The sequence below is a fragment of the Agathobaculum butyriciproducens genome (genome assembly GCA_003096535.1).
GTDB lineage: Bacteria > Bacillota > Clostridia > Oscillospirales > Butyricicoccaceae > Agathobaculum > Agathobaculum butyriciproducens.
Genome location: QEKJ01000012.1, coordinates 1 through 14,079, shown reverse-complemented (window position 1 = coordinate 14,079; position 14,079 = coordinate 1). Strand labels below are relative to the sequence as shown.

Below are 14,079 nucleotides of genomic sequence, written 5' to 3'. Positions count from 1 at the left end.
ATTCTTGCTCCTCTTTTCTTTGCTCTATACCAGATTGCGTATCTATACCTTATATACAAGGAAAGCCGCCCGTCCGAAAACGGGCGGCTCATATTGAATCTGCGTTTAATTAGTACATGCGTGCTTCTGCCAGATGATCATCGATTCGCTTGCGTGCAGCCTTTACCTCATCAGACTTGGAGGTAGATGCCACGCCGATGTGCCACCAGGACTCGTAGCCCTCCGCCATGGTCTTGGGCAGAACCTTTGCGTCGATGATGCAGGAAACGCTTTCCTTCTTAGCATCCTGAACGGCCTTGCGGAATTCGTCCGGAGTCTTGGCGTAGAACGCCTTCATACCGAAGCCCTCACCGATCTTGCCGAAGTCGGTGTAGCAGTAGTCGCCGTCCAGCTTGCCGGTGGTCTCGTTGCGGTGACGCATTTCGGTCGCCAGAGAGCCAACGCCGTTGCCCATCTGCAGGTTGTTGATGCAGCCGAATGCGCAGTTGTCGAATACAACAACGGTGATCTTCGCATTCTCCTGCATTGCGGTCGGGATCTCGGAGTTGAGCATCATAAAGGAGCCGTCACCAACCAGAGCGTAAACTTCCTTGTCCGGCTCAGCCAGCTTGGCGCCGAACGCACCCGCGATCTCATAGCCCATGCAGGAAGCGCCGTATTCCATATTGTAGGAGTTCGGTGCGTCGGTGACCCACAGACGCTCGAGGTCAGCCGGCAGCGAGCCTGCTGCTGCAACCACGATTGCGTCGTCGTCTGCCTCCTCGCGGAGGATGCCGACTGCGTTGGACTCGGTGATGGTGCCGCCGATCTGGTCAACGAAATCGTTCATGATCTTCTCGGTCCAGCTGGGAACGCACGGTACGAACTTGCCCTCGCCGAAGCCCTCGCCCTTGTACTGAACGCCCAGAACGCGCAGACGCTCTTCTTCCCAAACCTTGCGGATATCCTGAATTTCGGTGGTGTAGCCGGACTTGTAGCCGTCTGCCTTGAGCTTTGCCATGATCGCTTCGAGAGTAACCTTTGCGTCGCCGATGCAGCGAGTTGCGTCCAGCTTTTCCGCGTGGAACTCGGAAGTATTGATTGCCAGAACCTTAATATCCGGGTTGCGGAACAGCACCCACTTGGAGCCGGTTACGAAGTCGTTGAAACGAGTGCCGACACCGATAACAAGGTCGCAGTCCTTGCAGAGTGCGTTCGCCGCCAGACCGCCGGTTACGCCGATGCCGCCGACTGCCAGATCAAACGAATCCGGCAGGCAGGAATGGCCGGCCTGGGTCTGAGAAACCGGAATGTTGAACGCCTTGCAGAAGTCCATTGCGGTCTGACCGGCCTCGGAGTAACGAACGCCGCCGCCTGCGATGAACATCGGCTTCTTGGAAGCCTTGATCATCTCAACTGCCTTCTCGATATCGTAGTCATCCGCTACGCGGCGTGCAACGTGATGTACGCGCTTCTGGAAGAAGTAATCCGGAAAATCGAAGCTCTCACCCTGTACATCCTGCGGGAGCGAGATAACTGCCGTGCCGCAGTTTGCGGTGTCGGTCAGGACGCGCATTGCATTGACCATCGCGCTCATCAGCTGCTCCGGACGGGAAATGCGATCCCAGTACTTGGCAACCGGCTTGAAGCAGTCGGAAGCGGACATGGACAGGTCGTTCGGAACCTCGAGCTGCTGGAGAACCGGATCCGGCTGACGGGTTGCGAAGTAATCGGACGGGAACAGCAGCAGCGGGATGTTGTTGATGGTAGCGGTCAGTGCTGCGGTTACCATGTTTGCTGCGCCAACGCCGATGGACGAGGTGCAGGCGATGATCTTGCGGCGGTTGTGCTGCTTTGCGTAGCTGATGGCGGCGTGTGCCATGCCCTGCTCGTTGCGGCCCTGGTAAACTCTCAGGTGGCCCGGATCCTCTTCCAGCGCCTGTCCGAGACCGACTACCATGCCGTGACCGAAGATCGTGAACATGCCGTCTACGAAGGGTTCCTCTTTGCCGTCCATCTCAATGTACTGCTGGTTCAGGAACTTGACGATCGCCTGACCGACTGTCATTCTGGTTTTGCTCATTGTGTTTTCCTCCTCAAATGCTTTACTCATTTCTTTCCTGCCGAGGCTCTTTCTTTTCGCTCCCGGCGGTGTTCTCTTTTGATGATTTAAGTTTAGCATTTGAGGGTTTGCTTTTCTTCTAACATCTTGAGGAATTGCCTTTTTTCTTATATTTTTACGTTACATACAAATATTTTCACATTTTATTATAGAATCCAGAACTTTTCTCTCCCCTATCGCATTATTTTCCGTGCCTGCCGCTCCCGCTTGCGGTCTGTGCTTTGCACCTGTTTTTTTAATATCTCGCTATCGGGCTGAAAACGTGGTATAACACCATTGCAAATTTTCATATTTTCCGTCCCATACAATAAGTAAAAATGTATATATCTCAATATTTTATAAAAATATGCAATTTTTCTCTTACTTTTATTTTTCGCTCACAGACTGTATTTTCACCGTTTTTTACAAGTTATTGCTGCCGTTTTCCGCGTATGCTGGCCGTCTGCGCCGGTCAAATTGCAGATTCTTGCTCAACTCTATGAAATACAAGAAGTTAGAAGAAAAACCGCGTCCCAGGGGCTACAATAGAATCATCAAAAGAAAGCCGAACTCAAACGGCGAAAGGAGCGTTCATTATGTTATTCACTATCATTTCTATTGCAGTCATCTTCGCAAATATGTACTTCACGCAGAGCGCGCTGCCGTGTGAACCGACGGCTCCCTCAGAATACGATTACCGCTAATCTCTCTAATTTCACACACATCTCCATTTCACCGGCGCAGCCGCCCTCTCTCTCGGCTGCGCCATTCTTCTATATGCTGTCGCCAAACTACAGTTTGGCCGACAAGAGGAACGGACCGTAGGCCGTTCCAAAGTCGTACGAAAGTTCCTCTCTATGGTCGAAACTTTCTCCCTCCAGAAGTCAAAAAAGAGTGATGCATGCTCCCTCTTTTTTGGCATTTGCAAAACAAATGCTATTAAATGCGCGCTAACGCGCGAATCAGCTGCAGTCGATTACTACTGCTTCTATTTGTAAGTAAGATAGAAAAAACACCGTGCAAAGCGTTACTGCTCTGCACGGTGTTTTCCGTTTTACGATTCCTTTTCTTCACTTTTTCCTTTTTCGCTGTGCGTGATGCTCTGCTTGAATGACTGCCGGAACTTGCCGGGCGGTGTGCCGGTGTACTTCTTAAACATGGCGTTGAAGTGACAGATACTGCTGAAGCCGAGTGTATCCGCAATCTCGGCGATTGGAATGCTGGTATTCATCAGAAAACCCTGCGCCTCACCAATCCGGCGTTTCATCACATACTGCATAGGCGGCACGCCAAACTCCTGCTTAAACACATGCGCCAGATAATACTCGCTCACGCGCAGTCGCTCCGCCACCATACGCAGCGTGATCGGCTCACAGTGGTGTGCATCCAGATAGCGCCGCACGCGGTGCGCCAGCACAGACGGCATTTCACGCTGCTGCTCCTGCTGGTGGATACGACTGCGGAGCAGGGAATCGGTCAGATTCAGCATTGCCTCTGCCAGACTGCAGCACACGGCATGCAGGTTTCCCGCATCGGCGCTGAGCAGATACAGCAGGTGCATGGTCTCGCCTACCTGCCTGGCAAGCTGTCCGCACGAGACAACCGGATACTCTCCTTCTGCAATCAGGCAGTTAGGCGGCAGACCTTCTGCATTGACATCGGTAATTGCGATGCTGTACGACCGGATCTGCCGCACCTGATCGGGTTCCTCGCCGTGCAGCACACCCTGATTGCAGATAACAATGTCGCCCTCTCCAATCGGGTAATACCGGTTATCCACCATGTACTGTCCTTGTCCGCTGCACACATAGAACAGCTCCAGACGGTCGTCGTGCATATGCGGAAGTATAGACTGCTGGTTGTTGTAATTGCGGTCGATCGAAATGCAGTTGAAGAATGTTCCGCTCAGTTTACGCGGCTTGTTTTCCATGTATGCTCCCTCCTAAGAATCACAAGATTACGAAAGCCTTCCCTCGATTTTCTTTCTTCCCCTCGGAAAATCCTGCTGTTTTTTCCACAAGAACACGATAACGCTCTCACAGACTTTATTTGTATAATAATCACAAGAAAAGCGCAAACGATTCAAAAACAGCAGTTTATATCGTTGTTTTATTCGGTATTTTTACATCGATCTTCTTTGTGTGCAATTATTATATAATTATTATATCATAAAAACACAGAAAAAAACTTCTAACATACTGCTTTTTGAGCAAGCGCGTCAATTCAGGTTTCAGAGTAAAAAAGGAGTGCAAGAAAAAATGGCAAACAAGGTAAGAATCGGTCTGCTGGGTGCAGGCAGAATCGGCAAGCTGCACGGCGAAAATCTGGCACATGCCGTACCGAACGCAGACCTCTACGCAGTGGCTGATCCGTTCATGAACGATGCGACCCGCGCATGGGCAGCGGACATGGGTATTGAGAAGTGCTACGATGATCCCGAGATGATCTTTGGCGATCCGACCATCGAGGCCGTGTTCATCTGCTCCTCCACCGCAACGCATGCAGACTTCATCATGCGCGCTGCGCAGACCGGCAAGCACATCTTCTGCGAGAAGCCGATCGACACCAAGCTGGCAAAGATCGAGGAAGCCCTCGCTGCGGTAAAGAAGGCAGGCGTTAAGCTGCAGGTCGGCTTCGTTCGCCGCTTTGACCACAACCACAAGGCCGTCCGCGATACGGTCGCTTCCGGCAAGCTGGGCAAGCCCAATCTCATCAAGGTCACTTCCCGCGATCCTGATCATCAGCCGATGAGCTATATCAAGGTTTCCGGCGGTATCTTCATGGACATGACCATCCATGATTTCGACATGGTTCGCTATCTGGCAAGCAGCGAGGTTACCGAGGTTACCGCTTACGGTGCAGCGCTCTCCGGTGCAGGCTACGAGGAATACGGCGATGTGGACACCGCCATTGTAATGATGAAGTTCGAGAACGGCGCACTCGGCGTGATCGACAACTCCCGTGCCGCACACTACGGCTACGACCAGCGCACCGAGGTTCACTGCGACCAGGGCTGCGTGCAGGTTGCAAACGATCTGAACAACACCGCCATGATCTCCTCTGCCGCAGGCGTCGAGGTTGCAAAGCCGACCTGGTTCTTCCTCGAGCGCTACAACAACGCATTCATCGCAGAGGCAAAGGCGTTCACCGATGCCGTTCTGAACGACACCGACACGCTGGTAACCGGTTTTGACGGTCTGCAGCCGGTCAAGATCGCCATGGCAGCAAACCTGTCCATGAAGGAAGGCCGTCCGGTCAAGCTGAGCGAAATCGAGTAATTTATCCTCGCATTACCACAAGCAAAGAGAAGAGAAAGAGTTAAGGCAAGCCGCCGCACCCGGCGGCGGCTTCCGTTTTCTGAGAAGAGAAAGAGGGGTTGCTCCTTATGAGTGAAAAGAACAACACTGCCTCCCTTGGCTGGGGAACCCGCATTGCCTATGGTTTAGGCGACACTGCCTGCAACGTTGTGTTCGGCATGATCACCGCGCTGCTCACCCTGTTCTATACGGATTACTGCGGTATTCCGGTCGTTACCGTCGGTCTGGTCATGCTGATCTCGCGTATTTTTGACGGCTCGTCCGACGTTATCATGGGCATCATCGTGAGCAAGACCAAATCAAAATGGGGTAAGGCCCGTCCGTGGATTTTATGGATGAGCGTACCGTATGTTCTGTGCGCGGTTGCGATGTTCTGTGTGCCGCACAGCAGCACAACCGTTCAGTTCTGGTACATTTTTGTTACTTATAACCTGTGCACCACCGTATGCTACACCGCAATCAACGTGCCCTACGGCACCCTGTCCACCATGATGACCCGCTCCTCGCACGAGCGCGACCTGCTGTCCGTTGTGCGTATGGCACTGTCTCCGATCGGCAAGATCATTGCCGTAACCTTTACTATGCCGGTCGTCAAGCTGTTCGGCAACGATCAGGCCGCCTGGATCAAGACCATGAGCATCTGGTGTGCCATCGCACTTGCTCTGCTCGTCATCTGTTTTGTTCGCTGCAAGGAAACCGTTAATTTTGAATCCACCGCACAGGAGCAGCCCAAGGTTCCCGCTTCCCGCGCGATTAAAGCGCTGCTTGGCAACCCGTATTTCTGGGCAACGCTCATTCTGTGGACTGTCACCTGCGTTCATACCACCATCATCGGCACCGACCTGCCGTACTACTGCAAATATGTTCTCGGCAACGATGAATGGTATTACAGCGTCATTTACACCTCCGAGATCGTCGCACTGATCGTTGGCGCGCTGCTGTGTCCGATGCTGCTGCAGAAATTCAACAAGCGCAATCTGTCGCTCGCCGGCTGTATCGTAGTTGTTATCGCCCATGCCCTCATTATGGTAAACCCGATGAGCTTCAGGTGGATTCTGGTAATGACCATCATCCGCTCGCTCGGTCAGGCTCCGCTGACCTCTCTGGTATTCGGCATGATGGGCGATGTTGTAGAGTACGGTCAGTGGAAGAGCCATCTGCGTCAGGAAAGCCTGATCTTCGGCGGCGGCTCGCTCGGCTTTAAGATCGGCACCGGCATCACCAGTGCGGTTATGACCGCCATGCTCGAGGGCGCAGGCTTCCTCAGCTCGGTTACCGGCGGTGCCATGCAGCCGACTTCTGCCCAGCAAATGATTTCCTCTATCTTTAGAATCGGTCCGATCCTCGTTTGGATCGTTGCCATTATCGTCCTGCTGTTCTACAAGCTGGATAAGATTTACCCCACCATTATGAAGGAACTCACCGAGCGTGAAGCGCGCGGTGAAATGTAAAGGAGACTGTCTTATGCTGAAACTCGGATATAACGAAGCAACCTGCAAGGAAAATTCCACGGTTGAAAACGACCTGCTGCTGTGCGAAAAGTACGGCTATGACTATATCGAGCTGCGCCTTGATATGCTGCAGGAGTATCTCAAAACCCACACCGTGGACGATCTCAAGGCTTTTTTTGCAAAGAGCCATATCAAGCCGTTTGCATTCAACTCCATTGAAAACATCAACTTCTGCACGCCGGAGGAGTGGGCAAAGCTCGTAGAGCTGTTTACCTTCGGCTGCAAGGTGGCACAGCAGATCGGCAATCCGTATATCATCGTGGTGCCGACTGTCACCAATGAGATCTGCACCAGGAACGAGAAGGAAATTTTCGACGACTCGGTGAAGGTGCTGAACGAACTCGCCGACATTGCCGAGCCGTACGGTGTCAAGCTGTCCTTCGAGCCGATCGGCGACAAGAAGTGGTGCGTCAACAGCGTACGTCAGGCGCTCGAGATCGTAAACGCCGTAAACCGCGACAGCGTTGGTCTGACCGTGGACTGCATCAATGTTTACCTGCACGACAAGTGCGCGGACGTTGATTTCATCCGCAAAATTCCCAAGGAGAAGCTGTTCGTGTTCCACATCAACGACTGCGAGGACCTGCCGCTCGGCATCCTCGACCACTGTCACCGTCTGATGCCCGGCCTGGGTGCCATTCCGGTGCAGGAGGTTGCTGATGCGGTACAGGCAGTCGGCTACGACGGCCCTGCGTGCCTCGAGCTGTTCCGTCCGGAATACTGGAGAATGCCTGCTGAGGATGTGATCCGCATGGGCGCGGAAACCACCCGTCCGTTCCTCGGTTAATTTTCCCGAATCGCAGATTAATTCCATATTCACACCCAAAGAGCACAGCCGTATATCAGGACCCGAAGGAGCTATGCGCTGACCCGAACGTCGAGGCGGTTGCCATCATCCCAATACTGCATCTCATGTTGAGACCGAAATCGTTGGTACCCGCAGCACGCTGCGTATCGCATCCGTTCCGACTGATTCTCCGGTCGAGGTTATGAGCCGGTACGGTATCTGCCGCGTGTGCTATACTGCATTCTTATTTCACATTCAATTTATTCTCTATTATTTTATATTCAAGTCTCCAAACAGAATACAAATATAATTTTCTCCGCAAAAGGACAGAAGGTACTTGGACCCTTCTGTCCTTTTGCTTTCCATCACCTCAGACAATCCTGCAAAGAACCCCAAAGAGCGCTCTTTTGAGCGCCCTTTGGGGTTATGGAAAGACCTTACTTTCGTCAGACCGATCGCACAATTTTCTTTATCGCAGCGTGAGCACTATCAGCACGACTGCCGACACGCTCAACACAAGGCCGATAATGCGCGTCAGCCGCGTTACGCCGCGGATGCTCATCGCGTGAAAGCTCTCAAACGAGGTGACCGGATACGGAAACGCGATAAACGTCAGTCCCGCAACAAGCTGACCGGCATACGCACCGATCATGCGCAGCGGACTGTCACCGCCGAAAAATGCACTGATAACAAATCCGATGCCGCCCAGAAAGACCAGAAGATACAGTGCGGTCTTGAATCGCTTATCCAGCTTGATATACTGTTCGGTCTTTTCCGCACAATCCGCACAGCACACCTCAAACGAGCGTGTGCGCACCTTTACCTTAGTCGGCTTTTCCGGCAGATCACCGCCGCAGTATACGCATTTTTCCTCCATAATGGTCCCCTCCTGCAAAATTTATTTCTGTCGGTAGGTCTGGAATGCCTCCAGCACCGAGCTGATCTGCTCGTCATTCAACAGCTTCGGCTCCTGACCGGCTGCCTTACAATTATAATAAAGCTGTGCGAGGAAGCCATGCGCGCTACCGCAGTTCTGAAGGAAAAGGGCATTTCCGTACAGCATATGCACGTTTCCACCCTCAAGCCGTTCACCGACCCGACCATCGTTGAGGCCATCAAGAAGAGCAAGTACGGCGTTGTTACCATCAAAAACCATCTGGATATCGGCGGTCTCGGCTCCGCTGTTGCTGATGTTATCGCGGAGAACGGACTGGGCAAGCGTCTGGTCAAGATCGGCCTGCCGGGCTATCCGCACGGTGCATCCCAAATGTACCTGATGAAGAAGTACGGCATTGATGCCATGCACCTCGTATCCGCTGTCGAGGATCTGACCGGCAAGAAGCTCGGCGGCTGCCCGCCCGATCGGGTCGCCGCACTTCAGCCCGCGATACGCGATTACGACTGCGCCGCATACCTCAGCGATTTCACCTATCTCACCCAGCCGTATGCAGGGGTGTGTGAAACGCTTGCGGAGCTGAACCCCGTGGCATCAAGAACGCCGTTCTGACGAATAAACCCAATGCCGTTGCCTGTGCGCTCATCGACCGATTTTTCGGTGATGCGATGGAACTGTGCGTCGGACAGACGCCGGAGACCATCTCCAAACCCGATCCGTACTCGATGGACCCTGTGCTCGAGCGTCTGGGCATACCGCGTGAGCAGATACTCTACGTTGGCGACACCGATGTGGACATGCAGACTGCACGCAACACGCAAACGGCAGCCGCTGCTGCCGCCTGGGGCTATCAGCCGCTCGAAATGCTGCTACCCTACCATCCGGAATTCATCGTCCGCAGACCGAAACAGCTGCTCACGATTTTTTAGGAGGAATTCATCATGTTTTCGGAAATGAAAAAAGAAATCATCGAAGCCGGTATCCTGCTCGACCGCTATGAACTGGTATCGCTGACCTGCGGCAACCTGAGCGTGCGCATGCCGACCGGCGAGATTCTCGTTACGCCGTCCGGCATGATGTACGAGAAGATGGTCGAGGATGATATGATCGTCATGGATATCGATGGCAATGTCATCGAGGGCACCCGCAAGCCTTCGTCCGACACACCGGCTATCCTGCATATCTTCCGCGAGCGTCCGGACATCAACGCCGTTATCCACACCCACCAGCCGTACGCAACTGCGGTTTCGCTCATTCCGGGTCTGACCGAGTTCCGCGTATGTATTACCGCACTGGCCAATGCCGCCGGCGGCAACGTGCCGATCACACCCTATTCGGCTGCCGGCTCGATCGATATGGGCATCGATACGGTTAAGTACGTCGGCAACGGTCATGCCGTTATCCTGTCTCAGCACGGCGTTATGACGGTCGGCAAGGATCTCAATCAGGCGCTTTACGCTGCGGTCTACCTCGAAGAAGCCGCAAAATGCTATCTGGCTGCCCGCGCGGCCTGCGTCAACGGCGAGATCAAGCAGATGAGCGACGCACAGATTCAGCAGATGGTTGACGTATTCCAGTATTACGGTCAGGGCACTGCCAAGATTCCGGAGGATCTGGTAAAGCGCATCGACTGACCAATCTCACACAAACTACCAATTCACTTAGTTAAAAAATTTCCAAACCAAACCATATCACCAACCCCCCTCTAATAAAATCAGGACAGAAGGTCTCTCGAGCCTTCCGTCCTGATTTTTTGATTTATTCTGTTAATTAATCGATCGGCGTAAATTCGCCAAACTGCTCGGTGCCGGTCACGATTGCCTTTCCGTTTTCGACCGTCACCACATAATTTTCCTCATAACTGTTATCCGAGTCGTCTATCTTCATCACATTGACATAATATCCGCCCGCCGGACGGCTTTCCACAAAATTGACGCGGCTGTTCGTCCAGCCGGTCGTCTGGCAGTAATTCAGCGCGGCCTGCGATGCCATATCCTCCGGCCGGGTCTTCTCCTGCTGTCCGCCTGCACTCTTTTCGTAATTCAGAATGGTATCCACATTCGCTTTTTCCGTGGCATTCAGCATATCGTTGGAGTACGCACTGTCCGCATGATACCACTCCGCCGAGGCAAAGAAAATTTTCCATTCATCCGTGGTAAAAGTATAGCCGTGCCGCGCATAAATCTCATTGCGCACGGCCGCAACCTCATTTTGCGTCAGCTTGGACAGATCATCCGTGGTAATGGTTTTCGTGTCCGTCGGCCACAGTTTATTGCTGCCAATTACGGTATCGGTCAGCGAAAGGTCGATAGACTTGGTCGCTGTGCCGTCGTACAGCATGTAGGTCGGCGCCGCCTGTTCCGCCGCTAGCTCCTGCTGAGTCTGCGCTGCCGCGTCATCGAACGTGCAATGGAACGTAAACGGCGCAATGCTTTCGTCCCAATCATCCGACGAGCCAGTCAGCGTGATGTCAAAATCCGCCTTTTCCAGTGCCGGGAAGGTGATGATGCCGGTCGTGCTCGCGCCGACCATCAAATCCGACTGCAGCTCTGGATAATCCGCATAAGAGTTGTACTCCCGCTCGAACTGCTTGCCGTTCTGCACAATTTTTGCGCTGGAATCGTAGATACTGAACGCCGCTGCACCGTTGTTCGTCACCGTAACCGCAACGCGTGTTTCCTTTTCCGCCAGCTCCACCGAGTCGACCGAAACCGTGTAGCCGCACTGTGTCTGCGCCGCTGTCTGCACCGTCGCGGTGTACAGCGTCGGCGCACAGGCCTCCTGATAAGTTACCACCTCTACCGAATCCGCAACGATCGCAGGCGCGATGATTTTGCTGCCCAGTGCGTTTTCGCCCTCGTGTTTACCGGAAACACTGCCCAAAATATGCACATAATCATCATCCTGCAGCTTGAGCGAGGTGTCCTTGCAGGCTACGATCGTGTTGCGCTCTCCGTTCTCCGGGTCTCCCCACATCTGGAAATACACGCCGTCGTCATCGTACTCTGGCTCGTTGAACACACGGCCGTACAGCTCGAGCGTGCGGCCCTTGAACGAATCCGGATCGCTGTACATCTGCGTGATCTCGTCCTCGCTCATCGGCGAGGTGTCGGTCGGGGTGCTTGAGCCGCAGCCGGATAACAGCAGCAGCATGGCAAGCAAACCGCAAATCTTTTGTTTCATGATTCTCCCTGCTTTCTTTTACTTGTTTAACAATTCCTGCATGTGCTGGCTTGCCTCCACGATCGACATACCGGCTACCGAATACGTTTCGTAATCCTGCCGGATTGTGTCCCGCGTGGTACTGTCCATCACGCGATAGCACTCGACCTCCTTCTCAAAGCCGTCCGAGGTTGTCAGCGTGCGCGTTCCGCTCTGGTAAGCATACACCGTCGTTGCACCCGCCTGCGAAAACGGCTTGGTCGTGATGAGCACATACTGCTCATCGCCCGGGTACACATTCATATCGATGTTGCCCTGCAACATCGACGGAATAAAGTCGTTCGTCACGTTGTTCGCCAGATACTCATAGGTACCGGTCAGCGACTCCTGCGCCGCGCCGATTGCCTCGCCCACTGCGCTGATGACGCTGTTTTTGCTGTTCGCGGCAGAGTTTTTCAGCTTATACTGCAGATAAAACGTGCGCTCCTCCGCCTTATCCACAGCACTTATCGCACCGGACATGCCGCCCGAATAGTCCGAACGGTATTTCTTGTCCAGTTCGTCCATCTTCTTCTGGTCGTCACAGATCTGATCCCACGCCGTGAGCACGTCCTTCATCTGCTCTGTCTCCGGAAACGCCTGCCTGTAGATTGTGAGATAACGGTCGAGCTGTGTGCGGTCGTCCTGTTCGATCAAATCCGGCAGCAGCCCCTGATAGTAGGCGTATACCCAGTTTTCCTTCACGTGGGAGAGCTTTTTTGCCGCCTTCTCGATTTTCTCCTTACTCAGTGCCTTCTCGATTTTCCGGTTGGCACGTTTTTGCTGACGTACCAGCTTTTTAGCAGCTTTCTCCTCCTGCCTTTGCTGCTTTTCTGCCTCCTTCTGCTGTTTCTCTGTCTCATCCTTCGCCGCCTGAACTGCCTCTTCCTGCTTTTTCTGTTCGGAGGCCGCCTGCTGTTCCGCCTGAGAAGTTGTTTCTTGCTCTACGGTTTTGTTTTCTGTCGCTTCAGATGTTGTTTCGGTGGCCTGCGATTCACCCTGTTCTGTTGGTACTGCCTCTGCTGATGTGGTCGTGCTGCTCTCGGGCGCTGTGACAACAGCCCATATTACGAACGCAATGCAGAGTGCCGAAATAATAAGTTTTGTCCACAGCTTCAGCTTATATTTCGGATATTTGTGGTTAAAAATCAGCCGTGCAACTGCTAATCCAATGCCCACAGCCGTGCCGAATGGAGGCATGACGAACAAAAGTATGATACTGATTGGCCAGCGCAGAATCAGCGGCAGTTTTCGCTCAGCAGACGATTCTGCTGACACTACCGCTAGTTCTGCCGATTGTTCCTGTTTTTTCTTAAAAAACATACGGTTTCACCTGCTTTATATTCATTCTGCACTGGATACCGTCCCTCCGGACGAATCCGTCTCTCCGTAAACCGCAGAGAACAGACCTGCCGAAATCAGCGCCGGTGCCTCCTTGCCGTTGATCTGCACCGAATCTACCTGGAACGTATCCCCGTAGATGCCAAACACAATGCGAACCTGTACCTGCTCGCCAGAATACGTGCAGTTTCCCTGAAAATCGACTCGCTCCTGCGTACCTTCCTCGTACGCCTTCCACTTGGGCGAGCCAAAGAAATTATCGAACGCATCGCCTACCGTAACCGTTGTGCTATACTGCGACAGATACGCATTACGCACCTTTGCCGTATCGTCCAGTGCCGGAGACAGCACAGCCATAGAATATGCCGCTGCAGCGATAATCAGCACTACGCTGATTATTAAGCCGTTACGCCGTGCATGTCTCATGCGCTTGTACAGCTGATACGGATTGACTGGTGCCGCAGGCTCAAAAATCTTGCGGATATACGCTGCCAAGCACATTGCCTCCTCGGTCTGCCGCATGTTTTTATTCAGCTTGCCGTTTGTTTCCGCCTGAACAGTCAGCAGCGTATCCTCTGTGTGAATGGTATACGTGCCATATCGTCCTGCAATGGAAGGCTGTCCAAATTCATCATAAAACAGATTGCGATTGTCCGGATACTGTAGTCTCTCCTTTAGCTTCTGATAAATGGCTTCATAATCCAGAGGTTCAGACAATTTGAACTGACTGCCGCCTTTTTTATACTGCCCGATCACATGGAAAGCGCGTCCCCAGAATGTCCAAACCAGATACGCTACGACCGCAAGAATCATAATTGCGCCTATCATACTAATTTCCTCCGTCTCTTTTACTGATGCTATTATAAAAGTAGACACGGAAAGGTAGAAAAAAGTCTTTCTGGGAGTTATCATAAAGACGAGTATTCTACCAGAAGGGAGACGGTCTT

Annotated in this window: 12 protein-coding genes; 6 read left to right on the top strand and 6 right to left on the bottom strand. The window is 52.9% G+C overall.

Translation table 11 applies throughout. From position 1 onward, the window contains the following. Window positions 1-109 precede the first annotated feature (109 nt). Both iolD and C7386_RS09255 read right to left on the bottom strand, forming a co-directional pair. A complete protein-coding gene (gene iolD, locus C7386_RS09260; RefSeq protein ID WP_110436237.1) occupies window positions 110-2,062 on the bottom strand; it encodes a 3D-(3,5/4)-trihydroxycyclohexane-1,2-dione acylhydrolase (decyclizing) in 1,953 nt (650 codons plus the stop codon). A 1,072-nt stretch (window positions 2,063-3,134) separates the two neighbouring features. Further along, complete coding sequence (locus C7386_RS09255) at window positions 3,135-4,010, bottom strand: AraC family transcriptional regulator (RefSeq protein ID WP_110436236.1); 876 nt, start codon at window positions 4,008-4,010, stop codon at window positions 3,135-3,137. A 328-nt stretch (window positions 4,011-4,338) separates the two neighbouring features. On the opposite strand from C7386_RS09255, the gene iolG reads away from it, so the two are divergent. From iolG to C7386_RS09240, 3 genes are all read left to right on the top strand, one after another. Then, the gene (iolG, locus tag C7386_RS09250) at window positions 4,339-5,358 is read left to right on the top strand and encodes an inositol 2-dehydrogenase (RefSeq protein WP_110436235.1); all 1,020 of its coding nucleotides are present in this window, start codon (window positions 4,339-4,341) and stop codon (window positions 5,356-5,358) included. Window positions 5,359-5,465: 107 nt separating this feature from the next. Beyond that, window positions 5,466-6,848 carry an MFS transporter gene (locus C7386_RS09245; protein WP_110436234.1) on the top strand — a complete coding sequence of 461 codons (1,383 nt, stop codon included), beginning with the start codon at window positions 5,466-5,468 and terminating at the stop codon, window positions 6,846-6,848. A 13-nt stretch (window positions 6,849-6,861) separates the two neighbouring features. After that, the gene (locus tag C7386_RS09240) at window positions 6,862-7,695 is read left to right on the top strand and encodes a sugar phosphate isomerase/epimerase family protein (protein WP_227108641.1); all 834 of its coding nucleotides are present in this window, start codon (window positions 6,862-6,864) and stop codon (window positions 7,693-7,695) included. A gap of 469 nt (window positions 7,696-8,164) precedes the next feature. Here C7386_RS09240 and C7386_RS09235 read toward each other — a convergent pair whose 3' ends face one another. After that, window positions 8,165-8,572, bottom strand: coding sequence for an eL24 family ribosomal protein (locus tag C7386_RS09235; protein ID WP_110436233.1), 408 nt, complete (start codon window positions 8,570-8,572; stop codon window positions 8,165-8,167). A 138-nt stretch (window positions 8,573-8,710) separates the two neighbouring features. Between C7386_RS09235 and C7386_RS09230 the strand changes: the two genes are divergently transcribed. The 3 genes from C7386_RS09230 to C7386_RS09220 are packed head-to-tail and all read left to right on the top strand — an operon-like array spanning window position 8,711 to window position 10,224. After that, window positions 8,711-9,202, top strand: a complete 492-nt coding sequence (locus C7386_RS09230) for a transketolase C-terminal domain-containing protein (protein ID WP_110436232.1) — start codon at window positions 8,711-8,713, stop codon at window positions 9,200-9,202. Beyond that, the gene (locus tag C7386_RS09225; protein ID WP_110436231.1) at window positions 9,184-9,519 is read left to right on the top strand and encodes an HAD family hydrolase; all 336 of its coding nucleotides are present in this window, start codon (window positions 9,184-9,186) and stop codon (window positions 9,517-9,519) included. The genes C7386_RS09230 and C7386_RS09225 overlap by 19 nt, the downstream gene beginning before the upstream one ends. Window positions 9,520-9,531: 12 nt before the next feature. Beyond that, window positions 9,532-10,224 (top strand): class II aldolase/adducin family protein, encoded by a 693-nt coding sequence (locus C7386_RS09220; protein WP_110436230.1) that lies wholly within the window; start codon window positions 9,532-9,534, stop codon window positions 10,222-10,224. A gap of 136 nt (window positions 10,225-10,360) precedes the next feature. Here C7386_RS09220 and C7386_RS09215 read toward each other — a convergent pair whose 3' ends face one another. From C7386_RS09215 to C7386_RS09205, 3 genes are all read right to left on the bottom strand, one after another. After that, window positions 10,361-11,773: a YARHG domain-containing protein gene (locus C7386_RS09215; RefSeq protein WP_110436229.1), complete on the bottom strand. Its 1,413-nt coding sequence runs from the start codon at window positions 11,771-11,773 to the stop codon at window positions 10,361-10,363. Window positions 11,774-11,791: 18 nt separating this feature from the next. Continuing rightward, window positions 11,792-13,069, bottom strand: a complete 1,278-nt coding sequence (locus tag C7386_RS09210) for a cell envelope integrity TolA family protein (protein WP_165815521.1) — start codon at window positions 13,067-13,069, stop codon at window positions 11,792-11,794. A gap of 66 nt (window positions 13,070-13,135) precedes the next feature. Then, window positions 13,136-13,960, bottom strand: coding sequence for a hypothetical protein (locus tag C7386_RS09205; protein WP_110436227.1), 825 nt, complete (start codon window positions 13,958-13,960; stop codon window positions 13,136-13,138). Window positions 13,961-14,079: the final 119 nt, after the last annotated feature.